At 64.2% G+C, this 26,701-nt stretch carries 26 protein-coding genes; 13 read left to right on the top strand and 13 right to left on the bottom strand.

Annotated elements, in window-relative coordinates:
• Positions 1 to 21 precede the first annotated feature (21 nt).
• Both AC0L3X_RS03775 and AC0L3X_RS03770 read right to left on the bottom strand, forming a co-directional pair.
• Entirely contained in the window at positions 22 to 1,242 is a 1,221-nt protein-coding gene (locus AC0L3X_RS03775; RefSeq protein ID WP_014495524.1) for an LL-diaminopimelate aminotransferase, read from the bottom strand.
• 209 nt (positions 1,243 to 1,451) lie between these two features.
• On the bottom strand, positions 1,452 to 1,727 hold the full coding sequence (locus tag AC0L3X_RS03770; RefSeq protein ID WP_135213523.1) for a hypothetical protein: 276 nt from the start codon (positions 1,725 to 1,727) through the stop codon (positions 1,452 to 1,454).
• 253 nt (positions 1,728 to 1,980) lie between these two features.
• Here AC0L3X_RS03770 and AC0L3X_RS03765 point away from each other — a divergent pair, with 253 nt between their 5' ends.
• Entirely contained in the window at positions 1,981 to 3,789 is a 1,809-nt protein-coding gene (locus AC0L3X_RS03765; RefSeq protein WP_354131281.1) for a PHA/PHB synthase family protein, read from the top strand.
• Positions 3,790 to 3,852: 63 nt separating this feature from the next.
• Positions 3,853 to 4,251, top strand: a complete 399-nt coding sequence (locus tag AC0L3X_RS03760; RefSeq protein ID WP_063983501.1) for an MAPEG family protein — start codon at positions 3,853 to 3,855, stop codon at positions 4,249 to 4,251.
• A gap of 19 nt (positions 4,252 to 4,270) precedes the next feature.
• Here AC0L3X_RS03760 and AC0L3X_RS03755 read toward each other — a convergent pair whose 3' ends face one another.
• The 4 genes from AC0L3X_RS03755 to AC0L3X_RS03740 form a co-directional block, all read right to left on the bottom strand.
• Positions 4,271 to 4,858, bottom strand: a complete 588-nt coding sequence (locus AC0L3X_RS03755; protein WP_085401209.1) for a class I SAM-dependent methyltransferase — start codon at positions 4,856 to 4,858, stop codon at positions 4,271 to 4,273.
• Positions 4,859 to 4,872: 14 nt separating this feature from the next.
• On the bottom strand, positions 4,873 to 5,919 hold the full coding sequence (argC, locus tag AC0L3X_RS03750) for an N-acetyl-gamma-glutamyl-phosphate reductase (protein WP_208071604.1): 1,047 nt from the start codon (positions 5,917 to 5,919) through the stop codon (positions 4,873 to 4,875).
• A 96-nt stretch (positions 5,920 to 6,015) separates the two neighbouring features.
• Positions 6,016 to 7,002 carry an N-acetyl-gamma-glutamyl-phosphate reductase gene (argC, locus tag AC0L3X_RS03745; protein ID WP_208071606.1) on the bottom strand — a complete coding sequence of 329 codons (987 nt, stop codon included), beginning with the start codon at positions 7,000 to 7,002 and terminating at the stop codon, positions 6,016 to 6,018.
• On the bottom strand, positions 6,999 to 7,667 hold the full coding sequence (locus AC0L3X_RS03740; RefSeq protein ID WP_063983505.1) for an FMN-binding negative transcriptional regulator: 669 nt from the start codon (positions 7,665 to 7,667) through the stop codon (positions 6,999 to 7,001). Before AC0L3X_RS03740 ends, argC (AC0L3X_RS03745) begins: the two co-directional genes overlap by 4 nt.
• Before the next feature lie 388 nt (positions 7,668 to 8,055).
• Here AC0L3X_RS03740 and AC0L3X_RS03735 point away from each other — a divergent pair, with 388 nt between their 5' ends.
• Entirely contained in the window at positions 8,056 to 9,057 is a 1,002-nt protein-coding gene (locus AC0L3X_RS03735) for an MBL fold metallo-hydrolase (protein WP_085401206.1), read from the top strand.
• A 40-nt stretch (positions 9,058 to 9,097) separates the two neighbouring features.
• Here AC0L3X_RS03735 and AC0L3X_RS03730 read toward each other — a convergent pair whose 3' ends face one another.
• Positions 9,098 to 9,628 (bottom strand): DedA family protein, encoded by a 531-nt coding sequence (locus AC0L3X_RS03730; protein WP_354113167.1) that lies wholly within the window; start codon positions 9,626 to 9,628, stop codon positions 9,098 to 9,100.
• Between the two features lie 271 nt (positions 9,629 to 9,899).
• Here AC0L3X_RS03730 and parE point away from each other — a divergent pair, with 271 nt between their 5' ends.
• From parE to AC0L3X_RS03715, 3 genes are all read left to right on the top strand, one after another.
• Positions 9,900 to 11,945, top strand: coding sequence for a DNA topoisomerase IV subunit B (parE, locus tag AC0L3X_RS03725; protein ID WP_071914292.1), 2,046 nt, complete (start codon positions 9,900 to 9,902; stop codon positions 11,943 to 11,945).
• A gap of 428 nt (positions 11,946 to 12,373) precedes the next feature.
• Complete coding sequence (locus AC0L3X_RS03720) at positions 12,374 to 13,156, top strand: outer membrane protein (RefSeq protein ID WP_085401054.1); 783 nt, start codon at positions 12,374 to 12,376, stop codon at positions 13,154 to 13,156.
• A gap of 278 nt (positions 13,157 to 13,434) precedes the next feature.
• On the top strand, positions 13,435 to 14,259 hold the full coding sequence (locus AC0L3X_RS03715) for an outer membrane protein (protein ID WP_473316262.1): 825 nt from the start codon (positions 13,435 to 13,437) through the stop codon (positions 14,257 to 14,259).
• A gap of 89 nt (positions 14,260 to 14,348) precedes the next feature.
• On the opposite strand, the gene AC0L3X_RS03710 is transcribed toward AC0L3X_RS03715, so the two are convergent.
• Positions 14,349 to 14,999 carry a hypothetical protein gene (locus AC0L3X_RS03710; RefSeq protein WP_354131279.1) on the bottom strand — a complete coding sequence of 217 codons (651 nt, stop codon included), beginning with the start codon at positions 14,997 to 14,999 and terminating at the stop codon, positions 14,349 to 14,351.
• A 139-nt stretch (positions 15,000 to 15,138) separates the two neighbouring features.
• On the opposite strand from AC0L3X_RS03710, the gene AC0L3X_RS03705 reads away from it, so the two are divergent.
• The gene (locus AC0L3X_RS03705; protein ID WP_007609848.1) at positions 15,139 to 15,324 is read left to right on the top strand and encodes a hypothetical protein; all 186 of its coding nucleotides are present in this window, start codon (positions 15,139 to 15,141) and stop codon (positions 15,322 to 15,324) included.
• Positions 15,325 to 15,345: 21 nt separating this feature from the next.
• Positions 15,346 to 16,116: an SDR family NAD(P)-dependent oxidoreductase gene (locus AC0L3X_RS03700; RefSeq protein ID WP_063983511.1), complete on the top strand. Its 771-nt coding sequence runs from the start codon at positions 15,346 to 15,348 to the stop codon at positions 16,114 to 16,116.
• A gap of 366 nt (positions 16,117 to 16,482) precedes the next feature.
• On the opposite strand, the gene AC0L3X_RS03695 is transcribed toward AC0L3X_RS03700, so the two are convergent.
• Both AC0L3X_RS03695 and AC0L3X_RS03690 read right to left on the bottom strand, forming a co-directional pair.
• Positions 16,483 to 17,250 (bottom strand): outer membrane protein, encoded by a 768-nt coding sequence (locus AC0L3X_RS03695; RefSeq protein ID WP_354113164.1) that lies wholly within the window; start codon positions 17,248 to 17,250, stop codon positions 16,483 to 16,485.
• Positions 17,251 to 17,429: 179 nt separating this feature from the next.
• Positions 17,430 to 18,689 carry an FAD-dependent oxidoreductase gene (locus AC0L3X_RS03690; protein ID WP_354113163.1) on the bottom strand — a complete coding sequence of 420 codons (1,260 nt, stop codon included), beginning with the start codon at positions 18,687 to 18,689 and terminating at the stop codon, positions 17,430 to 17,432.
• 121 nt (positions 18,690 to 18,810) lie between these two features.
• Here AC0L3X_RS03690 and AC0L3X_RS03685 point away from each other — a divergent pair, with 121 nt between their 5' ends.
• Positions 18,811 to 19,095 (top strand): hypothetical protein, encoded by a 285-nt coding sequence (locus tag AC0L3X_RS03685; protein WP_028148780.1) that lies wholly within the window; start codon positions 18,811 to 18,813, stop codon positions 19,093 to 19,095.
• Positions 19,096 to 19,144: 49 nt separating this feature from the next.
• Here AC0L3X_RS03685 and AC0L3X_RS03680 read toward each other — a convergent pair whose 3' ends face one another.
• A complete protein-coding gene (locus AC0L3X_RS03680) occupies positions 19,145 to 20,665 on the bottom strand; it encodes a caspase family protein (protein WP_354113162.1) in 1,521 nt (506 codons plus the stop codon).
• Between the two features lie 200 nt (positions 20,666 to 20,865).
• On the opposite strand from AC0L3X_RS03680, the gene AC0L3X_RS03675 reads away from it, so the two are divergent.
• The 4 genes from AC0L3X_RS03675 to fabA all read left to right on the top strand — a co-directional run bounded on the left by AC0L3X_RS03675 (position 20,866) and on the right by fabA (position 25,583).
• Positions 20,866 to 21,876 carry a helix-turn-helix transcriptional regulator gene (locus AC0L3X_RS03675; RefSeq protein ID WP_354095344.1) on the top strand — a complete coding sequence of 337 codons (1,011 nt, stop codon included), beginning with the start codon at positions 20,866 to 20,868 and terminating at the stop codon, positions 21,874 to 21,876.
• A 300-nt stretch (positions 21,877 to 22,176) separates the two neighbouring features.
• Positions 22,177 to 23,715, top strand: a complete 1,539-nt coding sequence (locus AC0L3X_RS03670; protein WP_063983517.1) for a DEAD/DEAH box helicase — start codon at positions 22,177 to 22,179, stop codon at positions 23,713 to 23,715.
• A 165-nt stretch (positions 23,716 to 23,880) separates the two neighbouring features.
• The gene (locus tag AC0L3X_RS03665; protein ID WP_354075576.1) at positions 23,881 to 24,948 is read left to right on the top strand and encodes a GGDEF domain-containing protein; all 1,068 of its coding nucleotides are present in this window, start codon (positions 23,881 to 23,883) and stop codon (positions 24,946 to 24,948) included.
• 104 nt (positions 24,949 to 25,052) lie between these two features.
• Positions 25,053 to 25,583, top strand: a complete 531-nt coding sequence (gene fabA, locus AC0L3X_RS03660; protein WP_354095343.1) for a bifunctional 3-hydroxydecanoyl-ACP dehydratase/trans-2-decenoyl-ACP isomerase — start codon at positions 25,053 to 25,055, stop codon at positions 25,581 to 25,583.
• Between the two features lie 100 nt (positions 25,584 to 25,683).
• Here the strand turns inward: fabA and AC0L3X_RS03655 are convergent, their stop codons facing one another.
• Both AC0L3X_RS03655 and AC0L3X_RS03650 read right to left on the bottom strand, forming a co-directional pair.
• Positions 25,684 to 26,121, bottom strand: a complete 438-nt coding sequence (locus AC0L3X_RS03655) for a TfoX/Sxy family protein (RefSeq protein ID WP_354095342.1) — start codon at positions 26,119 to 26,121, stop codon at positions 25,684 to 25,686.
• A 159-nt stretch (positions 26,122 to 26,280) separates the two neighbouring features.
• Positions 26,281 to 26,622, bottom strand: coding sequence for a HesB/IscA family protein (locus AC0L3X_RS03650; RefSeq protein ID WP_028148774.1), 342 nt, complete (start codon positions 26,620 to 26,622; stop codon positions 26,281 to 26,283).
• Positions 26,623 to 26,701: the final 79 nt, after the last annotated feature.

Here is a 26,701-nt window from a genome sequence, read left to right as displayed (position 1 = left end):
GAAAACCTGCCGAAGAGAAACTTAACGCCGATTGGCGAGCGGAACGACGTTGTGCAACGTTTCGATGCCGCTTTCAAGGAAGCGGCGCACGCCGCGCGCGGCTTGTCTGATCCGTTGCTCGTTTTCCACCATGGCGATGCGGACATATCCTTCACCGTGCTCGCCGAAGCCGACACCGGGCGAGACCGCGACGCCGGATTTCTCCACCATCAGGGTTGCGAACTGCATGCTGCCGACGCTGCGGAAGGCCTCCGGCAGCGGCACCCATGCGAACATCGAGGCTTCCGGCGGCGGGATCTCCCAGCCGGCGCGGCCGAATGACTCCACCAGCGCGTCGCGGCGCTTGCGGTAGGTGTCGCGCATCTCCTTGATGCAATCGTCGGGGCCGTTCAGCGCGGCGGTCGCGGCGACCTGCACCGGCGTGAAGGCGCCGTAGTCGAGGTAGGATTTGACGCGGGCGAGCGCGGCGATCACGCGGTCGTTGCCGACCGCAAAGCCCATGCGCCAGCCGGCCATCGAATAGGTCTTCGACATCGAGGTGAACTCGACGGTGACGTCGATCGCGCCGGGCACCTGGAGCACCGAGGGCGGCGGGTTGTTCTCGTCGAAATAGACTTCGGCATAGGCGAGATCGGACAGGATCAGTATCTCGTGCTTCTTCGCGAACGCGACGAGGTCCTTGTAGAAGTCGAGGCTCGCGACATAGGCGGTCGGATTCGAGGGGTAGCAGACGACGAGCGCGAGCGGCTTCGGGATCGAATGCACGATCGCCCGTTCCACCGCCTCGAAGAATTGCGGCGTCGGCTCCGAGGGCACCGAGCGGATCACGCCGCCCGCCATCAGGAAGCCGAAAGCGTGAATCGGGTAGCTCGGGTTCGGGCAGAGGATGACGTCGCCGGGCGCGGTGATCGCCTGCGCCACATTGGCAAAGCCCTCCTTCGAACCGAGTGTCGCCACGACCTGGGTGTCGGGGTTGAGCTTCACGCCGAAGCGGCGGGCGTAATAAGCGGCCTGAGCCCGGCGCAGCCCGGGGATGCCGCGGGAGGCCGAGTAGCGGTCGGTGCGCGGCTTGCCCAGCGTCTCCTTCAGCTTCTCCAGCACATGCGCCGGCGCCGGCAGGTCCGGATTGCCCATGCCGAGGTCGATGATGTCGGCGCCGGCATTCCGCGCGGCCGCCTTGGCCCGGTTGACCTGCTCGAACACGTAAGGCGGAAGGCGGCGGATGCGGTAAAACTCTTCCATGGCTCTCTGGGCTCCGGGCAACCGGTCAGGACAGAATCGACCGGCCATGACAGCCGCTCGGGAAAGCTCTCGCCCCCTCGCGAAAATCACTCAAAATCAAACGCTTAGAGTAATATTCGACGGCAGGAGCTGAAGTCGTTCGCCCTGACTCTCGGCTGAACTGAGGTCTTTTAGCACGGCATGGCGGGGGCGCCAGCGATTACGCCGCGTTACTTGGCGTCTTTTGCGGCAACCGATTGGCGTTCGCGCGCGGCGGCCAGCTCGGCTTCAATCTTGGCGCGCTGGTCCGGCGGGATGATCGCCTGATCACGATCCGGCGGCAGATCGTGCACCGGAAGGTAGGAGCCGGGCTCCCTGGGATGGGCCTGCGCGTCGGTGGGCGTATAGTCAGCCAGCTGACTCGAGCAGCCGCCCAAGGCAAGCGCCGCCATCAGCAGCGCGCCACAGATCGGCAGCGACTTTTGCAGGTCCCTCAACGCCAACACTTGGGAAATCCCCTACTCGTCCCAATGCAAGGCTGCCGGAACTTAACCCGACAACCTGCCCAAGCTCAAACCATTGCTGCCCACAAATGGTACGAGCGAGAATACTTCCAAGGCCCACTGCGGAAGAGGTGCACGCTGATTGTGACAAAACCAAGGGGCTTTGTCGCAGTGCAGCACATGTTGGAGCTTGTTTAACGCCAAACATGCGAGCTTCGCGGTGACGAATACGGAATGAATCGTTACTGTTCTGCTCATGAGTAGCGCCACGACCGACACACCCAAATCCGAAACGAAGTTCGATGCGGAAGCCTTCGCGATGAATGTCGCGCAGGCGATGGAGAGCGGCGGCAAGGCGCTCGCCGCGTATCTCAAGCCACGCGAGAGCGGCGAGGTGCAGGATCGCCCGCCGGCCGAGCTGACGGAAGTGGTCAAGGCCTTCACGTCGGTCGCCGAATACTGGCTGTCGGACACATCCCGCGCGTCGGATCTGCAGACCAAGCTCGCCAAGGATTATCTCGACCTCTGGGGCTCGGCGGCGCGCCGCATGGCCGGCCAGGACGCCCCGCCCGCGATCGCGCCCTCGCCGCGTGACAAGCGCTTTGCCGATCCGGAATGGAAGTCGAACCAGTTCTTCGATTTCATGATGCAGCTCTATCTGCTCACGACCAAATGGGCGCAGGAGCTGGTGCGCGACGCCGACGGGCTCGACCCGCAGACCCGCCGCAAGGCGGAGTTCTACATCCAGCAGATCACCAACGCGATCTCGCCGTCCAACTTCGTGCTGACCAATCCGGAAGTGCTGCGCGAGACGGTCGCCAGCAGCGGCGAGAACCTCGCGCGCGGCCTGAAGATGCTGGCCGAGGACATCGCGGCCGGCAAGGGCATGCTGAAGATCCGCCAGTCCAATCCGGACAATCTCGTCGTCGGGGTCAATATGGCGACGACGCCGGGCAAGGTGATCTACCAGAACGAGATGATGCAGCTGATCCAGTATTCGCCGACCACGGAGAACGTGCTGCGCACGCCGCTCCTGATCGTGCCGCCCTGGATCAACAAGTTCTACATCCTCGATCTCAAGCCGGAGAAATCCTACATCAAGTGGTGCGTCGACCAGGGCATCACCGTGTTTGTGATCTCATGGGTCAATCCCGACAAGCGGCTCGGCAACAAGAGCTGGGAAGACTACATGAAGGAAGGCCCGCTCACAGCGATGGACGTGATCGAGAAGGTCACCGGCGAGTTGAAGGTGCACACCGCCGGCTATTGCGTCGGCGGCACCATGCTCGCGACCACGCTGGCCTGGCTCGCCGAGAAGCGCCGCCAGCGCGTCGCGTCGGCGACGTTCTTCGCCGCGCAGGTCGACTTCACCCATGCCGGCGATCTCCTCGTGTTCGTCGACGAGGACCAGATCGCGGCCCTCGAGCAGGACATGAAGGCGGCCGGCGTGCTCGAAGGCTCGAAGATGGCGATGGCCTTCAACATGCTGCGCTCCAACGATCTGATCTGGTCCTATGTCGTCAGCAACTATCTGAAGGGCCAGCAGCCGAGCGCGTTCGACCTCCTGCACTGGAATTCGGATGCGACGCGCATGACCGCATCGAACCACTCCTATTACCTGCGCAATTGCTACCTGGAGAACCGGCTCTCCACCGGCACCATGGTGCTCGACAACACGCTGCTCGACCTCTCCAAGGTCAAGGTGCCCGTCTACAACCTCGCCACCCGCGAGGACCACATCGCGCCGGCCGAATCGGTGTTGTACGGCTCGCAGTTCTTCGGCGGCCCGGTAAAATACGTCCTGTCCGGCTCGGGCCACATCGCCGGCGTGGTCAACCCGCCCGCCTCGAACAAGTACCAGTACTGGACCAACGACAACGTCAAGGACATCAACGTCGCCGAGTGGATGAAGGGCGCGGTGGAGCACAAGGGCTCGTGGTGGCCGGACTGGCGCGAATGGCTGGGCGGGCTCGATCCCGAGGAAGTCCCGGCGCGCGTGGTCGGCAGCGAGGCCCTGCCCGCGATCGAGGACGCGCCCGGCAGCTATGTCAGGGTTCGCGCATAGCGGACTCGCCCGCGCTTTCGTATAGACTCGCTCTCAACGCAGCGAAGACACAGGGGACGGACCATGACGCGCGAATTGTTCTGGCTGACACTGACGGTGATCCTGACCGGGATCCTCTGGATTCCCTACACCATCAACCGCTGCCAGGTTCGGGGGCTCAGTGGCGCCTTGGCCAATCCCTCGCGCGCCGACAAGCCGCAGGCGGAGTGGGCGAACCGCCTGATGTTCGCGCATGACAACGCCGTCGAAAACCTCGTGCTCTTCGCGCCGCTGGTGCTGATCCTAAACGCGATCGACTATTCCTCGAAATGGACCGTGCTCGCCTGTGCGGTCTATTTCTGGTCGCGTGTCGCGCATCTGATCGTCTATGCGCTCGGAATCCCGGTGTTCCGGACTCTCGCCTTCACCGTCGGCTTCCTCGCCCAGGCCGTGCTTGCGCTGGCAATCTTCAAGGTGCTCTAGAAATCGGGTCTCTTAGGGATCAGGCCCTGCGTACGACGAGGTTCAGCATGTTGGCTGGCGTCTCGTCGAAACTCTGGATCACGTTGGTGTCCGACGACAGCGTGATCCACGAACCTGCGCTGGCGTAAGTCATCTCGAGCCACTCCCGCGAGACGTAGCTGTAGTACCGCCCGAGGCTGTCTCGCGCGTCGCCCTCGCCCATCTTGTAGCTGGCGTAGAACACGCCTGATGGCTTGAGTGCACGGTGGATCTTTCCAAGGATGCCGGCGAGCTCGTCGCGTGGCACATGCAGCAGACAGGCGCTCGCCCAGACGCCGTCATAGGCCTCGTGCCCATCCAGCTGGTCGAACCGCATCGCCTCGACGGGATGACCAAGCCGGCGCGAGGCGATCCCGGCCATTTCGGGCGAGCCATCGGTCGCACGCACTGAAAAACCTTCGGCGAGCATCACTGCGGAATGATTGCCGGCACCGCAACCGAGCTCGAGGATCGCGCCTCCCGGCGGCAGCAGGGCGAGAAAGCCCCGCAACCGCGTCGATGCGGCCTTCGCCCAGCCGGCATAGGCCTCGGCGTTCTGCCGGTAGAATTGCAAGGTCGCTTCGTCCACCGCAGTACCTCGTGTCATGGAAACAGCGCGATCTGCTCCAACCCCGCCGTCTCGGGCAGCCCGAACATCAGGTTCATGTTCTGGATCGCCTGCCCGGCCGACCCCTTCACCAGATTGTCGAGCGTGGAAATCACGATCGCCCGGTTCTTGATGCGGTCGGCGACGACGCCGATCTGCACATAGTTGGAGCCGCGCACATTCTGGGTCTGCGGCAGCACGCCCTTCCTGGCGACATGCACGAAGGGCTCGTTGGCATAAGCCTGCTCCAGCGCGCTTCGCAGATCGTCCGGCGTCGCGCCGTTGAGCTTGACGTAGGAGGTGCAGAGTTCGCCGCGCGCCATCGGAATAAGATGCGGCGTGAAGTTGATCGTCACTGCGGAACCGGCGGCGACGCCGACCTCCTGCTCGATCTCGGGCGCGTGCCGGTGGGTGCCGACCGAATAGGGCGACAGCCCCTCGCCCGCCTCGCTGAACAACGTGTTCTGTTTCAGCCCGCGGCCGGCGCCGGTGACGCCCGATTTCGCGTCGATGACGATGTCGTCGACGTCGATCAGCTTGGCTTTCGCAAGCGGCACCAGCGCGAGCAGCGCCGCCGTGGGATAGCAGCCGGGACAGGCGACCAGCCGCGCCGACGTGATCTTCTCGCGATAGAATTCGGTGAGACCGTAGACCGCTTCGCCCTGCAGTTCGAGCGCCCGGTGCTCATGGCCGTACCACTGCGCATAGGTGCTCTTGTCCCGCAGCCTGAAATCGGCGGACATGTCGAGGACCTTGATTTTGGGATTTGCCTTGAGGACCGCGGCGATGATTTCCTGCGTGGTGCCGTGCGGCAGTCCGCAGAACACCGCATCGAGCTTGCTCCAGTCGACCTTTTCCCATTCCACGAGTTTCGGCAGGTCCAGCATGAAACAATGCGGAAACACGTCGCCCATCGACTTGCCGGCATGGGTGTTGGCGGTGAGCGCGACGATCTCGGCATTCGGATGCCGGGCCAACAGGCGCACCGCATCGGCCCCGGTGTAACCGGAGGCGCCGAGAATGCCGATCTTCTTCGAGCTCATCACGCGTACCTTTCAGGCGTCATTTGATCGTCTTGCCGGAGTCGAAAGTCGCAGCGTCGCTTCGTCCACCGGGCTGGCCTCCCGAGCAACGTTCGATCAGCTATTGTCGGCAAGGCCCAGCATCAGCCGCATGTTCTGCACGGCCGCACCCGAGGCGCCCTTGCCGAGATTGTCGAGCCGGGCGACCAGTACCGCCTGGTGATATTTGTCGCTGGCGAAGACGTGGAGCTCGAGCGTGTTGGTCTCGTTGAGCGCCTCCGGCTCGAGCTTGCCGCCCTTGGTCGCCTCGTTCTGGAGCGGCATCACCGAGACATATTTCGAGCCGGCGTAACGCTTGGCCAGCGCGGCCTGGAGGTCCGCACCGCCAAGCTTGCCCGGCAGCGCGTCGAGCTGGAGCGGCACCGAGACCAGCATGCCCTGCCGGTAGTTGGCGACCGAGGGAATGAAGATCGGCCGCCGCGTCAGTTTCGAATAGAGCTGCATCTCCGGAAGATGCTTGTGCTCGAAGCCAAGGCCGTAGAGCTCGAAGGACGGCGCGCTGCCGTCTTCGAAGCTCGCGATCATCGACTTGCCGCCGCCGGAATAGCCGCTCACCGCGTTGACGGTGACGGGATAATCGGGCGGCAACAGACCGGCATCGACGATCGGCCGCAGCAGCGCGATCGCACCGGTCGGATAGCAGCCGGGATTGGAGACCTTCTTCGCGGCCTTGATCTTTGCGGCCTGGTCCGACGTCAGCTCCGGAAAGCCGTAGGCCCAGTCGGGCGCGACCCGGTACGCGGTGGAAGCGTCCAGCACCTTCGGCGCCGAAGCGCCCATGCTGTCGACCAGCGCCACTGTTTCCTTCGCGGCCTCGTCAGGCAGGCAGAGGATGACGAGATCGACCTCCTCCATCAGCGCCTTCTTGGCCGCGGGATCCTTGCGCTTGTCGTCGGAGATCGTCTTCACGGTGACGTCGCTCTGGAGCTTCAGCCGCTCGTTGATGCCGAGCCCGGTGGTGCCGGAGCCGCCGTCGACGAAGACGGTGGCGGGCTTCTTGGCGGCGCCGGTGGTCGGGGCCTTGGTGGTTTCCGTGAGGCTCATGGCGCGCTCCTTTCGAGCATGTTGGTTTCGTTCGCGAAGGCCTCCGGCCTCACGTCCTGCATCAATTGTGCAATCTCTCTGGCGTCGGCTGCGGGTTGCGCCCCGAGCGCGTTGGCGATCGCGGTATAGTCGGCGTCCGATTTGTGCTGGTTGAGCTTGAAGCTGCCTTCGACCTCTTCAACCGTCATGACCAGGCCCACGATCCCCTTCTTCAACGCTTCCAGCCGGCCTGCCGTCATCTTCGCCGATGTCCACGGCGCTTTCGGCAACAGCCAGCTCTCGAACTTGTCGCTCAGCGTGTCGATCTGCACCGCCAGCTGATCGTCCGACAAGAGGCGCACCGGCCCGCTCAGATGCACCGACTGGTAGAGCCAGGTCGGCACCTGATCCGGCGAGACGTACCAGTCGGGCGATACATAGGCATCGGGGCCGTTGACCGCGAGCAGCCAGGAGGTCGTCCCATCCGCCAGCTTTAGCAGCGGATTGTGACGGGCGACATGAAAGGCGGCCTGCGGCGTGCCGTCAGCGGCGTAAGTCAGGTAGAACGGCAGCGGCGAGGCGACCGGCTTGTGGCCGTCGAAGGCGCACATCGTGCCGAAGCCGCGCTCCTCGGCGAATTTCAGGCTCGCGGCGCGGTCCTGCTTGAAAAAGGGTGGCGTGTACATCGTGGTCTCCTGCTGGGCCTCCTTGAGGGGCCGCCGGATCAGATCGCGCTGACAGGAGAGAGAATGCCGCGGATAGGATCCAGCGGCAAAGACGATGATCTCAAACGCGATCGACCGCCCAAACCGCTAAAGAGCGGCGGCGGCGACGGGCGAACAGGATGGTCGCGGCGTTGATCATGGCGCGCGGCTATAAGGCCAGAGGGTTCCAGGGTCAAGTCCAAATCGATGGGGCGCGACGGCTGCCGCACCACGTGACGGCAGGATGCCGCACGGATGTCATCGGGCCGCAGCGGAATTTCTCCTAAGCTTGGGGGTTCCCGAGAAAGAAAGGCGCCACAACCCCGCCGGTTCGTGCCTTTCGTTCGCAACCCAGCCCCAGGACATCGCCATGACCGAGATCACCCGTCGCGCAACGCTAGCCGGCGCCGCCGCCTCGGCGCTCCTGCCCTTCGTGAAGACCTCGCCCGCGAGCGCCGCCGCGCCCCAGGCAGCGACCCAGAATGCGAGCTTCTACCGCTACAATGTCGGCACCCACCAGATCACCGTGGTCTGCGACGGCGTCGCGACCGTCAACCTGACGGACAATTACGCGGCCGGCGCCAGCAAGGACGACATCAACAAGATCTTCGCCGAGAACCATCTGCCGACCGACAAGGTCACCCACACCTTCAATCCGGTCGTCGTCAACACCGGGCCGAAGCTCGTCGTGATCGATACCGGTCTCGGGCCCGACCAGTTCACGCAGACCAAGGGCAAGGTCGGCCAGTTCCACAACAACCTTGCAGCGGCCAGCATCGACCGCGCGGCAGTCGACACCGTCATCATCTCGCACTTCCACGGCGACCACATCAACGGCCTGCTCGCGGCCGAGAACAAGCCGGCCTTCCCCAACGCCGAGATCATGGTTCCGGCAGTGGAATGGAAGTTCTGGATGGATGACGGCGAGATGAGCAAGGGTACCGGCAATCCGATCCTTGAGAGCAACTTCAAGAATATCCGCCGCGTGTTCGATGCGCTCGGCCGCAAGGTCACGCAATACGAGTCCGGCAAGGAAGTCGCGCCCGGCATCACCTCGGTGGCGAGCCCGGGCCACACGCCGGGACACAACTCCTTCATCGTCGCGTCCGGCGCGGAAAAGGTACTTGTGCAGGTCGACATCACCGCAGGCGCAGCGTTCCTGTTCGTGAAGCATCCTGAATGGAACATTGCCTCCGACGTCGACAAGCCGCTGGCGCAAGAGACGCGGCGGAAGCTCTACGACATGGCGATTGCCGAGAAGATGCCGATCCAGGCCTTCCATGCCGCCTTCCCCGGTCTCGTCCGCGTCGAGAAGGAGAAGGATGGTTCGGGCTATCGCTGGATTCCGTCGATCTGGAACGCCTCGCTTTAGGCTCTGCCGTATCCGCTGACCGGGCGGCCGAGCTGCCCGGTCAGATCACGCGCCAGATCCATTCCATGATCTTCGCGATCACGTCGCCAAAAAGCAGCAGCGCCGCGGACCAGACTAGCGCCGAGATGAAATTGGCGGCCTGAAAACTCCAATAGGGCATCTCGAAAATGCCAGCTGCGAGCGGCACCGAGGCGCGCAAAGGGCCGAAGAAGCGGCCGATGAAGATGCTGGGCACGCCCCAGCTCCGCACGAAGGCTTCGCCCCTGGGCAGCAGTTCCGGGTAACGCGACAGCGGCCACATCTGGGCGACCTGCTCCTTGTAGCGATAGCCGAACCAGTAGGAGACCCAGTCGCCGAGCGCAGCACCGATGCCGCCGGCGATCCAGACCGGATAGAAGCTGATGCCGCTCGCCCCGATCAGCGCGCCGATCGCAACCAGCGCTCCCCAGGCCGGGATCAGCAGCGAGACGAACGCCAGCGACTCCCCGAAGGCGAGCAGGAACACGATCGGGGCCGCCCAAGCCTGGTGAGCGCGCACGAAATCGGCCAGCGCGTGCGCGTACTGCTCCATTCCAGATTGCCTTCCCGCCCCGTCACGGTCCTGTCAGATAAAAGGACTGGTAAGCCAAGGACTTGTGTGACATCAAGTCACAAAGCCGGGCCTGAGCCGGGCCCAGGTGTCAAATTGCCGGGAATTGGTGGGGCCTGCGGCGTAAAATCGCCGGGATTGGCTCCCACCCACACCCGCCGGGCGGACCTGCGGTGACCTTTGCAGGCCAGCCGTGGCATAGTCGGCCCAACCGATTCGCCGCCATCGCGGCCATCAAAGTGCATCAAAATATATGTCCAAGCAGTTGAAGCCAAAAGCAAAAGACGATTTTTTCGGCGGCGATGAGCCGAAGTCGCGTGCGCCCGCCAAGGCGGCTTCGCGCGGAACGGGCGGCGAAGCCGACTACACTGCGGCCGATATCGAGGTGCTCGAAGGCCTGGAACCGGTGCGCCGCCGGCCCGGCATGTATATCGGCGGCACCGATGAGAAGGCGCTGCATCACCTCTTCGCCGAAGTCATCGACAACTCGATGGACGAGGCGCTGGCCGGGCACGCGACCTTCATCGGAGTCGAGCTCAGCGCCGACGGGTTCCTGACCGTCACCGACAACGGCCGCGGCATCCCGATCGATCCACATCCGAAGTTTCCGAAAAAGTCGGCGCTCGAAGTCATCATGTGCACGCTGCATTCGGGCGGCAAGTTCGACTCCAAGGTCTACGAGACTTCCGGCGGTCTGCACGGTGTCGGCATCTCCGTGGTGAACGCCCTATCCTCGCTGCTCGAGGTCGAGGTCGCACGCAGCCAGAAACTCTACCGCATGACGTTCGAGCGCGGGCACCCGAAGGGCAAGCTCGAGGATCTCGGCAAGATCAACAACCGCCGCGGCACCCGCGTGCGCTTCAAGCCCGACACCGACATTTTCGGCGCCAAGGCCGCGTTCAAGCCGCAGCGCCTGTTCAAGATGACGCGCTCGAAGGCGTATCTGTTCGGCGGCGTCGAGATCCGCTGGAACTGCGCGCCCGAGCTCCTGAAGGGCGTCGAGGACGTGCCGGCGGAAGCAACGTTCCATTTCCCCGGCGGACTCAAGGATTACCTCGCCGCTGCGATCCACGCCGACACGCTGGTGCATCCCGACATCTTCTCTGGCAAATCAGGCCGCAACGGCGCGCACGGCGCCTGCGAATGGGCTGTCGCCTGGACCGCGGATGCCGACGGCTTCCTGTCGTCCTACACCAACACCGTGCCGACGCCCGATGGCGGCACGCACGAATCCGGCCTGCGCAGCGCGCTGCTGCGCGGCCTGAAGGATCACGCCGAGCGCGTCGGTCAGGGCAAGCGCGCGTCATCCATTACGTCGGAAGACGTCATGGTGGGCGCGGCCGTGATGCTGTCGGTGTTCGTGCGCGAGCCTGAATTCCAGGGCCAGACCAAGGATCGTCTCGCCACCGCAGAAGCGCAGCGCATCGTCGAACAGGCGATGAAGGATCCGTTCGACCACTGGCTATCGGGCAATCCGAACATGGCCAACCGGCTGCTCGACTTCGTGATCGACCGCGCCGAGGAGCGGCTGCGCCGTCGCCAGGAAAAGGAAACGGCACGCAAGACCGCCGGCAAGAAGCTGCGCCTGCCCGGCAAGCTCGCCGACTGCACCGATGCCGGCACCGAGGGCTCCGAGCTCTTCATCGTCGAGGGTGACTCGGCGGGCGGCAGCGCCAAGCAGGCCCGTGATCGCAAGACGCAAGCGGTGCTGCCGCTGCGCGGCAAGATCCTCAACGTCGCCTCGGCCGGCAAGGACAAGCTGACGGCGAACGCGCAGCTCTCCGACCTCGTGCAGGCGATCGGCTGCGGCCAGCTTTTGCAATATCGCGAAGAGGATCTGCGCTATCAGCGCATCATCATCATGACCGACGCCGACGTCGACGGCGCCCACATCGCCTCGCTCCTGATCACCTTCTTCTACCGGCAGATGCCGCGGCTGATCGACGAGGGCCACCTCTTCCTCGCGGTGCCGCCGCTCTACAAGCTGACCCATGGCTCGAAGTCCGTCTACGCACGCGACGACAAGCACAAGGAGACGCTGCTCAAGAGCGAGTTCAACGCCAACGCCAAGGTCGAGGTGAACCGCTTCAAAGGTCTCGGTGAGATGATGCCGGCGCAGCTCAAGGAAACCACCATGGATCCGCGCAAGCGGACGCTGCTAAAGGTGGTGCTGCTCGCCGACGACCGCGACACCACGGCGGATTCGGTGGAGCGTCTGATGGGCACCAAGGCCGAGGCGCGCTTCGCGTTCATCTCGGACAAGGCGGAGTTTGCGAGCGAGGAGCTGCTGGACGTCTGAGGCAGTCTTCCGACGTCACGCACAAAGTCCCGGCCTCGGCCGGGGCTTTTTTGTTTGCGGCTGCTCGCGGAGGCGCCCGACCCAGACCGCGTCCGCTACCCGACTCATCTTGGGGCGGAACGACTCGGCCAACGACTCACCGGCGCCAAGGCTGAGGCAGGATTGCTACCATTTCGGACAGAGCCGGATTTGCTAACGAGAAGTTACCGGAATTCGATCTTCGGAAAATGACGCAACATATTGTAATAATAGAGATATTTTTGATTTCGGCGATCACGCCCGGAATCCTCGCCGAGCGGCGTTTCCCGGCGACTGTGCCTGTCCGGCAACAGCATTTCGGTGGAAAGCGGCTATAGTCCGGGCATCAGATCACTCGGACTTCAGTGCGCTCGCGCCTGCCGGACAGACCAAAGCTTGGGGATTTTAAGATGAAGAAGATTTTGCTCGCACTCACCGCGGTTGCCGCGATGACCGGCTCGGCGTCGGCGGCCGATCTGGCTGCCCGTCCCTACGTGAAGGCCCCGCTTCCGGCGCCCGTCGCCAACTGGACCGGCTTCTACATCTTCGGCGGTGGTGGTGGTGGCCTCTCGAACTCCGATCAGTCCGTCCAGACCACGGTCGGCGCGGTTCCGCTGACGATCGGCCAGCGCCAGGGTGGCTCGGGCTGGTTCGGCACCGTCGGTCTCGGCTACGACTGGCAGTTCAACAGCACTTGGGTCGCCGGCGTGTTCGCTGACGGTCAGTTCGGCAGCATCCGTGGCACGGTTCAGGATCCCTTCTTCGGCATCACCGGCTCGCAGAAGCTGGAAGACTCCTGGGCCGCTGGTGTGCGCCTCGGCTATCTGGTTGCTCCGAACGTTCTCTCCTACGTCAACGGCGGTTATTCCGGCGCTCACTTCGGCCAGACCAACTTCCTGACGCTGGCCGGCGTTCCCGCTGGTGCCCACCTCAACAGCTACAACCGCAATGGTTGGTTCGTTGGCGGCGGCGTCGAGAACAGCCTGAACATCTTCGGCATCTCTTCGCCCGGCTGGTTCATGAAGACCGAATATCGTTCGGCCTTCTACAACGCCAAGACCCAGGACGAACTGATCGACGGCACCAACCTCCCGACCGGCAACAGCATCCGCGCCAACAGCTGGAACCAGACGATCTCGACCTCGCTGGTCTACCGCTTCAACTGGACCGGTCCGGTCGTCGCGAAGTACTGATCTGTTCTGAAATTCAGACGTCAAAGCCCCGGCATTGTCCGGGGCTTTTTCGTTGCGGCTTCTGTTTTGCGGAGTTCAAGGCTCGATACATCGAGAGCTCCGGTGCGCGGTGCCCCAGCGGGTCGTGCCAGTCCGGAGGCGTCGCCTCAAGCTCTGCGTTCCCAATTCATATGTACCTGACCGGCAACAGCTTTTTGGCTGGAACCGCCTATAGCTTGGTCATCCGATGACTCGAAGTTCAGCGCGCGCGCCGAACAGACCAAGGTTGGGATTTAATCATGAAGAAGTTTTTGCTCGCTCTGACGGCATTGGCGGCGATGACCGGTTCGGCCGCGGCGGCTGACCTTGGGGCCCGCCCCTATGTGAAGGCTCCGGCGCCCGCGCCAGTGCAAAGCTGGACCGGCTTCTACATCTTCGGCGGTGGCGGCGGCGGTCTGTGGTCCGCTGACAGCAACATCCAGAGCACCGGTGTTGCCGGAGGGTTCGGTGCCTTCGGACCGGCGGGCACCGCTATAACCCGCGATACGCGCCTGGGCGGCAGCGGCTGGTTTGGAACCGTCGGCGCCGGTTACGATTGGCAATTCAACGGCCGTTGGGTGGCCGGCGTCTTTGCTGACGGACAGTTCGGTGACATCAGTGGCTCGCTGACCGACCCCGCCTTCTGGCAAACGGAAGGCCGCCAAAAGCTTCGCACCAGCTACACGGCCGGCGCGCGGTTAGGCTATCTCGTTGCGCCCAATGTCCTGTCTTACGTCAACGCCGGTTACTCGGGTTCGGAATGGTCAGGCACGTCTCAGACGTTTCTGGGTGTGGGACCGGGCGCCAGTACCGCGACGCAGACGACCACTGGCTCCTTCCACCGCGATGGCTTTTTCGTTGGCGGTGGCGTCGAGAACAACCTCGACATTTTCGGAATTGCTGCGCCCGGCTGGTTCATGAAAACCGAATACCGTTCGGCGTGCTATGACCGCATTTCCCGGCCCACGACGTTTGCTCCGGGCAATAATTTCGGCGCGCCGGCGGTGGGTCTGACGGGCACCGCAATTACCTTCAAGCCCTGGGTCCAGACCATCAGCACGTCGCTGGTCTACCGCTTCAACTGAAGCGCCCCAACTCCTGAGACAGGTCCTGATCCAGTCTGGTTAGACGTCAAAGCCCCGGCATCGTCCGGGGCTTTTTCGTTGCCGGATTGTCAGCGGCCGACGCTCGCCTTCAGAGATCGGTACGCCTCTCCAAGCCGGTTCTCGATCCCCGCCCAGTCGGCCTCGGCGATCGCCTCGCCCCGCGCATCGCGAAACGCCATGGCCTCTGCCCGCGCGATGCCGAACTGCCTGATGCCGGAATCGTCCGCGCTCCTGCCGTAGGTCAGCGCCGCCACGCGTGCGATGGTGAGGCCATAGTCGCGCGGGTCCACCGCCTCGCGCCGCGCCCGCCACCAGTCAAGCTCGAGACGGGCGGCCTCGTGCGCGTCGAATGCCGCGGGCGCGGCCGATGCAAGATCCCGGTAGTATCCAACGAGCGCTGGCAGGGCCGCATCGGCCTCCCGGCGTGACCGCGTCGGCTGGAACGTCCTGGCGGCCCCGGCGGCGCCGAACGCGATCTGCAAGCTTCCTAGCGGCGAAAAGCCGAACTGCGTCCGCGTCGATTCGTAGAGATGGTAGAACAGCGCGGCATAGCGCTTGTCGTAATAGTCGCGCCACATCGCTGTCTCGAGCCGCGCCATCTCGGCCGGATCGAACGCCCGCAGATCCGCACGACGCGGAATGACGGCATAGGCCGCCACCAGTGCGGCCGCAGCAGCGATGCCAAGGGTGCTACCAAGGATCATCTTCCGCACGGACATGGATCCTCCCAGCGGCCCTGCATCCGCAGCCATTGTATCCAAACCGAAGCTACGGCTAGTCTGGCGGGAAGTTTTCGTGACAAGCGGCGATCGTTGATGCCGTAGGCCACGACAGAGGCAAACCAACGGGGAGGAATGCATGCGCAGATTTCTGCTGATCGCAGGCCTGTTTGCCCTCGCCGTCGGGCTGCTCTGGATCGGACAGGGAACGGGCACCGTCGCCTGGCCGCGGTCGAGCTTCATGGTCAACCAGTTGCAATGGGCCGGCTATGGCGCAGCCATGGCCGGCTTCGGACTGGTCCTGATCTGGCAGAGCAACCAATAGAAGAAACCAGGGAATACAAATATGACATCCAACCGGTTCGATCTCCGCGGCAAAGTCGCGATCGTCACAGGGGGCAATGGCGGCATCGGTCTTGGCCTCGCCCACGGACTCGCCGATGCCGGCGCCGATATCGCCGTGGTCGCACGTAACGAAACCAAGTCGGCCGCTGCCGTTGCCGATCTCAGAGAGCGCGGCGTGAAGGCGATTGCCGTCACCACCGACGTCACCGACAAGGCGGCGGTCGCGGCCATGATCGACCGCGTCGTCAAGGAGCTCGGCCGGATCGACATCCTCATCAACAATGCCGGCATGAGCATCCGCAAGCCGCCGCACGAGCTCGAGCTCGACGAGTGGAACAAGGTGATCGACACCAACCTAACCAGCGCTTTCGTGTGCTCGAAGCTGGCCTATCCGGCGCTGAAGGCGTCGGGCAACGGCAAGGTGATCAATATCGGCTCGATGATGTCGATCTTCGGTGCGAGCTTCGCCACCGCCTATGCGGCAAGCAAGGGCGGCATCGTGCAGTACACGCGCGCGTGCGCCAATGCGTGGGCGCCCGACAACATCCAGGTCAACGCCATCCTGCCGGGCTGGATCGACACCGACCTCACCCGCGGCGCGCGGCAGCAGGTCTCGGGACTGCATGAGCGCGTGCTGGCGCGCACGCCCGCGGGACGCTGGGGCGATATCGACGACTTCGCCGGCATCGCCGTGTTCCTCGCCTCGCCCGCCTCGAACTTCGTCACGGGCACTGCGATCCCCGTCGACGGTGGATTCTCCGTGATGGCGTAAGCTTGCCCCGCGGTCGACGAAAAGGCCCCGGCAGATGCCGGGGCTTTGAAAGCTCTCACGTTCGGAGAGATCAGTACCTTGCGACGACGGCCGAGGGACCGAAGCGGTAGTTCACGCCGACGCGCACCGCATCAACGACATGGCTGAACGATACGTCGCTGAGTACGTGGGGCAGAAATAGGCAAGTGCTATTTACCTACTGCACCCTTATGCACCGTCACGGTCAGTTTCCGGAGATGACCATCCGCTGCGCCGTCCCGCCCGTGGCGACAACGACGCGCGAATCGGCAGAAGAAAGCCCCGGACGGAGCCGGGGCTTTCAGTTGTTGGCAGTACTTTTTTAGCTTCGGTCGTTTGTTGACGTGCTCAGTAGCGCGCGATGACCGGTGCGTCGAACTTGTAGCTCGCGCGCACGACGGCCCACTGGATGTCGCGCGGCTTGGCATCGAAGGTGTAGTTACCCGAGGTGCCGCCGAGCTGATAGGTCTGGCTGCCGAAGGCCGCGTAATTGTACTCGAGGCCGACGATCCAGTTGCGGGTGATGCCGTATTCCCAGCCGGCGCCGACGGTCCAGCCGTTGGCCCAGTGGGTCTGACCGCCCGAGCCGGTCGAGGGCGCAACGGTGTCGCTGACGTTGAGGCGGTTGTTCACGCCGGCATAGCCGCCCTTGATGTAGAACAAATTGTTCTGCACGGCGAAGCCGGCGCGGCCGACGACGGTCGCGAGCACGTTGGCGCGCCAGGTGAAGATGTCGTCAGCGGCGCCGAAGGCGGTGTTGACGACCGTACCCTTGTTGTCGAGGCCGGAGATCGTGCCTTCCATGCCGAACACGTAGTTGTTGGCCTGCCAGTTGTAGCCGATCTGAGCACCGCCCATGATGCCGGCGCCACGCTGGCGATAGCCCTGGCCCGGAACGAGATCGCCGAACGGCGCGCCGGCCCCGTTGTTGATGAACTGCTCGTTGGTCCATGCGCCACCGATGTGGCCGCCGACATAGAAACCGGTCCAGTTGAACAGCGGCTCCGCATAGGCGGGCGCCTTCATGTAGCGCGCACCGAGATCGGCGGCTGAAGCGGCGCCGGTCGAAACCAGAGCGGTCGTGCAGGCGAAGGCGGCAATCAATTTGTTACGCATGGTACACCCCGTGTCCTTTGATGGGTGCACGGTCACACGCAGGTCTTACTCAAATTTGAATCAAGAAAGTTAAGACGCCGGATTGGCAAGCGGCACGACGTGAATCCGTTTGCGCTGTTGCGCGCACGCAACGCGCGGCGCGCGATTTAACGCCGCGTTATCCCTACCGACCTCCTGCACTATGACGCCGGCGCGGCCTTGGATTGCACGTGCTCGGGCCGCACGCCGAGCGCAATCAGGCGCGCCGGAAGACCCTGGAGCCATGGCAGCGCAGTGATCAGGCGCACGACCAGCGGCACCTTCAGCGGCCGATCGCCGCCCTGCAGGGCGCCGCTGATGATGTTGTTCTGCACGATCACCTGCATGCGCTGCGTCATCCTCACCGGGAATTCGCGGCGTCGGCGCACGGCATCGAGTTCATTCTCGGTTGGGCAGCCCTGCCGAAGCTTGTCGGCCAGCAAATTGGCGGTCGCGACCGCGTCCTGCACGGCGAGATTGACGCCGACGCCACCGACCGGCGACATCGCATGCGCGGCATCGCCGATGAGAAGCAGGCCCGGCCGCGTCCAGCGCGCCAGGCGGTTGATCGCGACGGTGAGCAGCTTGACGTCGTCAAAGCTCTTCACATCGGCAATGCCGGATCGAAGGATCGGCGCCATGCGCACGACGTCGTCGAGCAGCGCCTGCAATCCCCTCGCCTTCACCGCCTCGTATTGTCCCTTCGCGATGACATAGGCGCACTGCCAATAGTCGCCGCGCTCGAACGTAACCATCATCTTTCCGGGCTCGATGCGCGCGAACAGGTTCTCGGTCTCGTCCGCCTTGCGGCCGACGCGGAACCACAGCACGTCCATCGGCGCGCCGATCTCCTCGACGCGGAGCCCCGCACGCTCGCGCACCGTCGAATGCCGGCCGTCGCAGGCAATGGTGAGATCGGCTTCGATGTCGATCGGCCCATCCGGTGTCATCGCGCGCACGCCGGCGATGGTCTCGCCGCGACGGATCAGATCGACGGCTTCCGTATTCATCATCACCTTGAGCGAGGCGAAGCGCTGGCCGGCCTCACGCAGGAAATTCAGGAAGTCCCATTGCGGCATGAAGGCAATGAACGGGTACTTGGTGCGGAGCCGGCGGAGATCGGCGATCCGCACGGGCGTGCCGCCAAACAGACCGTCCATCATCTGCAGGCGCTGGTGCGGCAGCTTCAGGAACCCATCGATCAGGCCGAGCTCGTCCATCACCTGGAGCGTCGAGGGATGCACGGTGTCGCCGCGAAAGTCGCGGAAGAAATCCGCATGCTTCTCCAGCACCACGACGTCGATGCCGGCGCGTCCCAGGAGATAGCCGAGCATCATGCCGGCCGGCCCGCCGCCGACGATGCAACATCGGGTTCTCACGGAGTGACGCACGGTGTGCTCTGGGGTATCAGATTCCGTCATCAACTCCTCGCTTACAACTTTAGTACTCTGTGCGGTGCAACAAGCCGGAATTGGTTTGCCGCAACGCCGAATGGCCGGTAGCGTTGCTGATAATTTCGATTGATTTCAGGATGATCCCGCGTTGCGCACCATACTGATAGTGCTTGGCATCTGGCTGCTGATCAACGTGCTTTTCGTCGTGATCATGCTGCCGCCGCGCAAGCCGCGGAAGCCGGATCCTCAGGAGGCGGGCACGCTCGCGCCGGCACGGATCGACCAGAACGGCTATCCGTTCGAGGAACAGGAGAAGGTCCTGCTTCGCCATGTGGTCATCTCGATCGCCATGGGGACGTTCTTCTCGCTTGCACCGCCCTTGATGGAAGCGATCGACTCCATCAAGCGCTACATCGGGAAGCGTCGCGGCTAGTTTCCCGCGCCAACTGCGCTCGCCGCCCAACAATGGAACCGCAGACCGCTCAGTTGTTGCTGCGGTTCGCGGCCCGAAAACTCTTGATTTCCGACACGCTGCCATCGCGGTAGGTCAGTTCCACCGAGACGAACTGCGTCGCCGGGGCAAGCTTCATGTAGAGCGGCATGCCGGCGCTGATCGCGCTGGGATCGCGCATGTCGCAGCCCGGCATCTTCAACACCTGGTTCGGAACGGCGGTGTCGATGCCGATGCGCACCTCGCGGATGGCGCAGCGGTAGGACACGAGATGCGTGTAATAGACGAGCAGCCCGTTGAACTCGCGGAACGACAGCCAGCTCGTCGCGGTCATGTCGAGAATCTTGCGCTGGTCGCGGATCAGCGCGGCCTCGGGATCGAACCTGATCGGGAATGGCCCCTGCATGTCGCCGGACTGATCGACATAGCGGACCTCGATGGTGCCGGCCTGCGCATCCGGCGGCAATTCGATCGACGGGTTCGGCATCCGCTTGCGCGTGCGCGGATCGAGCGTGTCGATGAAGCCGGTCTCGCGGAAATCGCCATTGCCGGCCATGCGCCAGGAAATGCCGAGCGTCGGGTCGGCGAAGGAGAACACCACGCTCCAGCCGCCATTGTGCCGCGAGAAGCTGGCGATCGGCGCGTTGGTGGTTTCTTCCTTCGGCACGCGCGGTACCGACACCGGCGGGAGAGCCGCGAGCTTCTGCGGCGGCGGATCGGCCGGGCGCGCAGCGGCCGTCGCGTCCTTGGCAACACCACTGAGGAACACGTCGTCGACCATCTGGTCGAAATAGACCGGCACCTGCCTGTGCTTGACGGTGTCGGCCATCTCGCTGACGAGACGGCGGGTGCGCTGCGCCACCTGCACCAGGTTCTCGCCGGGCTGGAGCAGCTCCTTGGCGAAGGTGCGCGTGAACACCGAATTGGGATTGGCGTCGTCGTTGGAGAGACGATCGAGTGCGGTCTGGCGGGGACCTGCGGAGAACACCGAGAACACGCCTTCGGGCAGCTGCACCATCGGCGCGAGGCCGCCGCCGCCGGCGACCGCGCGGGTGCCTTTGCGCTCGAACGGGTTGTTGCGGCAGGCGTCGAACACCAGGATCGACGTGCGCGCCTTCTTGTTCTGAAGGCGCTCGACGATGCGGTCGGCCAGGATGGAAGCGTCGCGCACCAGCTCTTCCTGCCCTTCGGTCGCCGCCGGTACGTCAGTCGGCAACAGGTAGTTCTGGCCCGCGATCTCGAAGCCGTGGCCGGCGTAGAAGAAGAATGCGGTGTCGCCGGGCTCGATCGTCCTGTCGAACGCGAGCAGCGTCTCGGAGAATTGCTGCCGGCTCTGGTTCTCGGCGACCATCACCGAGAAACCGAGCTGCTTCAGTGTATCGCCCATGGTGCGGGCGTCGTTGACCGCCTTGAGGAGCTTGGGGACGTTCCTGTAGTCGTTGTTGCCGACGACGAGCGCAACGCGCTTCTCGGCTTGTGCGGGCAGCGCGAAGCCGCTCAGGCTCACCGCAAGGCCAAGGGCCGCCAGAATTCTGAAAAGCCGACGCGTCATCGTAAAATTCCCGTTGCAGAACGGCGCTCCGCCGGCCCCCTCGAACAGCGATTCATTGGAACCCTCTGCCGTTGATGATAGTCGGTCCAGCCATATCGACGGTTCAACGCGCAGAGCCCACGGGTTCCGTCATCTGGACTATGGCAGATTCCTCCGGAATCTGCTTTTTCTAGGAAGCTGCGCTGCAAGCGGGGGCTGCCGTGTATCGATGGTGTACTGACGAGGTCGAGCCGCATGACCGGTTCGACTATTGGCGCGAGGTCCGGTCCAAGGGCCTGTTCGGCGTCACCGCCGAACTCGAGCGCGAGCGCCGCGCGGACTTCTACGGCGAATTCTCGCTGCGCCAGCTCGGCGGCGGTGGACTCGTCGAGCTGAAGGCGTCGCACTACACGGTCGAGCGCAGCAACTCCGACATCGCCTACGCGCCCGGCGACAGCATCTGCGTCTACCAGCAGCTCGGCAGCGGCGGCTGGTTCGGCGGCATGCGCACCGGCGACTTTGCGATCGCCAACGGCAGCTTCGCCACCAGCCATACCGACCAGCCCTATCGCACCGCGCCGCTCGGCGCAGGCGGCTTCCACCTGCGCATCCTGAAGATCCCCGTGAGCAGGCTCTCCACGCAGGACAGGCGCATGCGCGAGCTTGCGCCCCGGACCTTCAGCGATCCCGGCCTGGCGCCCCTGCTCGGCGCCTGCTTCGCCGACCTCGATGAAGCCGCCGCGGGCGATAACGGCGCCACTGATGCGACCTCAGTCGCCCAGACCTCCTTGGATCAAGCCTCCTTGGATCAAGCCTCGCTCGTCCAGGCCTTGGCCCATCTGGCCCTGATCGAGCGCGGCATCGTGCGGCCCGGCAGCCGCCGTGGGCAGGCCGCGCTGCGGACCGCCCGGCTCTCACAGGCGCGCCGCCTGATCGCGCGCCATCTGCAAGACCCCGATCTGGCGCCGGCGATGGTGGCCGACCAGCTCGGCGTGTCCGTGCGTCACCTGCACATGCTGTTCGAAGCCGCGGCGAAGAGCTTTTCGCAGACCGTGACGGACGAACGCCTGAAACAGAGCCGCCGCCTGATGCGCGAGGCGCCGGACCGGCTGATCGCTGATATCGCGACCTCCTGCGGCTTCGAGAGCTTGGCGACCTATTACCGGGTCTTCAACGCCGCCTACGGAATGGCCCCCGGCGATTTCCGGGCCCGGGGCCCGGAAGGGCGTTAGCCGTCCCTCCGGCAGCCATCGCCCGGTTAGCGGTGGAGGCGGAAAAGCCCAGCCGGGCCCGCTATTTGGGCAAAAACCTCAGGTTTTTTAGGGTCTTCCCGCGCCCGCTCCATTGACTTTGGCCGATTCCCGCCTATGTTCCGGGGCGACGCGGCTCAGATCGAAGACCGATTCTTGAGCCTTGCGCTTTGTTCGCGTGAGTCAGCACCCCCAGCTTCTTTGAGAGCGCGCCGTTTCGGGGTGGAACGCGACAGCCTTAATTACCCTCGATTCCGAACGGCGGTTTCGACCAGAGGCTCAATGTCCTTTTCAAATCTCGGACTGTCCGAAAAAGTCCTCGCCGCAGTGGCGGCCACAGGTTACACCACCCCCACCCCCATTCAGGAACAGGCGATCCCCCACGTCCTCGCACGCAAGGACGTGCTCGGCATCGCCCAGACCGGCACCGGCAAGACCGCGGCCTTCGTGCTGCCGATGCTCACCATCCTCGAAAAGGGTCGCGCCCGCGCGCGCATGCCGCGCACGCTGATCCTGGAGCCGACCCGCGAGCTCGCGGCGCAGGTGAAGGAAAACTTCGACCGCTACGGCGCCGGCCAGAAGCTCAACGTCGCCCTGCTGATCGGCGGCGTTTCCTTCGGCGACCAGGATGCCAAGCTGACGCGCGGCGTCGACGTGCTGATCGCCACCCCCGGCCGCCTGCTCGACCACACCGAGCGCGGCGGGCTCCTGCTCACCGGCGTGGAGCTGCTCGTCATCGACGAAGCCGACCGCATGCTGGACATGGGCTTCATTCCTGACATCGAGCGCGTCTGTAAGCTCGTCCCGTTCACGCGGCAAACCCTGTTCTTCACCGCGACCATGCCGCCGGAAATCCGGCGCATCACCGAGACCTTCCTGCATAATCCGCAGAAGGTCGAGGTCTCCAAGCCCGCCACCACCGCCGTGACCGTCACGCAGTGTCAGGTCCCGGCCGGGCGCGAGGCGCATGAGAAGCGTGAATTGCTGCGACGCCTGCTGCGCGAGGCCAAGGATCTCCAGAACGCGATCATCTTCTGCAATCGCAAGCGCGAGGTCGCCGTCGTTCACAAATCACTGCAAAAGCATGGTTTCAGCGTCGGCGCCCTGCATGGCGACATGGACCAGTCGGCCCGCACGGCGGCGCTCGAACAGTTCCGCAAGGGCGAACTGCCGCTGCTGGTCGCCTCCGATGTTGCCGCCCGCGGCCTCGACATCCCTGAGGTCAGCCACGTCTTCAATTTCGACGTCCCCCACCACCCCGACGACTATGTTCACCGCGTCGGCCGCACCGGCCGCGCCGGCCGGTCCGGCATGGCGATCTCGCTCGTGACGCCGCTCGACCAGAAGTCGATGGTGGCGATCGAGAAGCTGATCGGCCAGAGTATTCCGCGCGCCGAGGGCGATTTCGAAGTGCCCGCGGACGCAGGCGAGCAGAGCGCACGTTCGCGCGAACCGCGCGGGCGCGACCGTGAACGTTCCCGCGGCGGACGCGGCAAGCCGCAGCGTGGCCGCGATCGTGAGCGCAGCCACGAGCCCCGCGAACCGCGCGGCGAGGCGAGGCCTTCCGCAGAGACACAGCCCGCTCCTGAAGCGAGACCTGCACGTGAGCCGAGGCCCGCACGGGAGGCGAGGCCTCCGCGTGAAGCGAAGCAATCATCCGAGCCGCGCGGTGGATCGCGCCAGCAAGCCAATCCATCGCATGTGCCGTCGATCGGCCGCCCCGAGCCGCGCCGCCAGCGCGAGGCCGATACCGAGCCCGGCGATCACTCGCACCTTCCGGCGTTTCTGCTCCGGCCAGTGCGTTCTCCCGCCGGCGCCTGACGCGCCGGCGCGACTCAGGTTCGGTTGAGCAGAGCCGCTTCACACTTATTCTGATGCATTCGCGAACGTCTGTTTACAGAGCGTTCACGATCGTCCGTTAGCCTGCGAACATAATTTAAGTATTGCTGCGGTCGATGGCGCACCGACCGCTGTGGGGTATGTTCAGTGGTCAAGGTGCTCGACGAACACGAACGCACGATGGCGTTCGCCGAAGTGGCTCTCGGTCAGATCCGCTCGCTTCGACAGACTGCAATTCCCCGCAATTACGAGATCTGGTACGTCTACGCCACCGGCTATAACGCGCCGCTCAACAAGATCATCAACGAGACGCTGGCGCGCCACGGCAAGCTGACCGAAGGCGATCTCGAGCAGATCTACGAGACCTATCTTTCCCACATCAAGACCACCGACCGCATCGACAAGGTCGGCGCACGCGTCATCGGCGAGATCGACGACGTGATGAAGGTGCTGAGCGAAGCGCTCGGGATGACCGGCTCCTACGATGCCAGCCTGTCGGGCGCGACCGAGCAACTGTCGTCGGCCAAGAGCCGCGACCAGATCAAGTCGGTCGTCGAGACGCTGCTGCGTTCGACCAGCGAGATGCGCGAGACCAACAAGGCGCTGGAAGACCGGCTGACCCTGTCCAAGAACGAGATCAGCAATCTCCAGCAGAGCCTGGAGGCGATCCGCGCCGAGAGCCTGACCGATCCGCTTACGGGATTGGGCAATCGCAAATATTTCGATCGCATGATCGGCATGGCCGTGCAGAGCGCGCTCGCCTCCGGCGAGCCGCTGTCGCTGCTGCTGTTCGACATCGATCATTTCAAATCGTTCAACGATTCCTACGGCCATCTCACCGGCGACCAGGTGTTGCGGCTGGTCGGCCTGTCTATGAAGCAGACCATCAAGGGACAGGACATCACCGCGCGCTATGGCGGCGAGGAATTCGCGGTCCTGCTGCCCAACACGGCGCTGCGCCAGGCCCTCACCGTTGCAGATCATATCCGCCGCGCCGTGATGGCGAAGGAATTGAAGAAGAAATCGACCGGCGAGATCCTCGGCCGCGTCACCATCTCCGTCGGCGTCTCCATGCTCAAGCAGGGCGACGACCCCGACGCGCTGATCGAGCGTGCGGATGCCTGCCTCTATGCCGCTAAGCGCAACGGGCGCAACCGCGTGATCTGCGAGGCCGATCCGGAATTCGCGATCGAGTCGCACAGCCGGGTGGCCTGACGCCGAAGCAGCGCGCCGAAGAGACGGCCGGCGCTTGACATTCCAACCCGCCGAACGACATCTTCCCCGCCGCCCGACTGCGAGCGTCGAGAGGACTTGTCGTCTTGCCCAATCCCCATGACTTTCACACACCGCAACCATCCTACACCAGGGACGAACTGCTGAGATCGAGCGACGGCGGCTATTTCGGCCCGGGCAACGCGCAATTGCCGGCCCCGCCGATTCTCATGATGGATCGCATCACCGAGATCAGCCTGGACGGCGGCGAGTTCGGCAAGGGCCACATCGTCGGCGAGCTCGATATTGTGCCCGGCCACTGGTTCTTCGATTGCCACTATCGCGGTGACGCGATGATGCCGGGAAGCCTCGGTTTGGATGCGATGTGGCAGATGATCGGCTACTGGCTCGGCTGGTCGGGCTCACCGGGCAAGGGCCGCGCCATCGGCGTCGGCGAGGTCGAAGCTACGGGATTGGTCACACCGGAGACGCGACGCGTGCGCTACGAGGTCGCCATGCGCATGGTCCGCCGCGGCAAGCTGGTGCTCGGAATTGCCGACGGTCGCGTGCTGGCCGACGGCGTCGGTGTCGTCATGGCCAAGGACATGAGGGTCGGACTGACCAAGGCGGTGGACTGAGGTCTCGTAGGGTGGGCAAAGGCGCGCAAGCGCCGTGCCCACCATCTCTCCAGCACCTTTATCCTGAACGGTGGGCACGCTTCCGCCTTCGCTCTACGAGCTACGGCGGACGAGTCGCTTTGCCCACCCTACGAACCGCTTTCTTGGCTGCTCGCTTCTTCACAGTCTTCTTCGCCGGCGTTTTCTTCGCCACCGCCTTCTTCGCCTTCGGCCGCTTCTTCACCTTGGCGCGCTGGGCGGCGGCGAGCGCTGCCCTCGCCCATTGCGCAAGCTCCTCGGAATCGTCGAACAGGCGCGCCGGCAATTCCCAATAGGAATTCACCAGCACGGTTTTGGCGCGGGTCGAATACTGGAACGGCTTCGAGCCTTCCGCTTCAAAGTCCGGGATGGTGACCTCGTCGGCGCGGAAGAACAGGCCCGCGCGCAAGGCGAGTGCGAAGTTGATGCCGTCGGCGGAGATGCCGTAGCCGGAGAACATTTTTCGGATGGTGACGGGGCCGAAATCGGCGAACAGGTCGATCAGGAATTCGCGGTCCATGGCCAAGCTGTCTCCCCACGGTCGTCCCCGCGAACGCGGGGACCCATAACCACAGGGAGGAGTTTAGCGAAGACTACCAGCCAGGAAAGCTTGGTACTGATACCGAGCGTCATCGCCAGATCACGCGGTATGGGTCCCCGCGTTCGCGGGGACAGCGACTTACCCGTCGATCTTCGCGGGCCGCAGCTCGACCGACTCGCCGCAGCCGCAGGCGGAGACCTGGTTGGGGTTGTTGAAGACGAACTGGGCCTGCATCTTGTCGGCCTTGTAGTCCATCTCGGTGCCGAGCAGGAACAGCACGGCCTTGGGATCGACCAGGATCTTGACGCCCTTGTCCTCGACGACCTCGTCGGTCGGGCGGACATCATGGGCGTACTCGACCGTGTAGGACTGGCCGGCACAGCCGCCGTTCTTCACGCCGACGCGCAGGCCCACGATCTCGGAATCGGCGCGGCTCGTCAGCTCGCTGATGCGCTGGGCGGCGGCATCGGTCAGCCGCATCACCTGCGGACGCGGGCGCCGCGGTTTCAGAGTGGATGCTGGTGTTGGGCCGGACGATATCTGTGTCATGTCAGTGATG

Source organism: Bradyrhizobium sp. MI1.7 (assembly GCF_055811795.1).
This window is presented reverse-complemented; position numbering and strand designations above follow the sequence as displayed.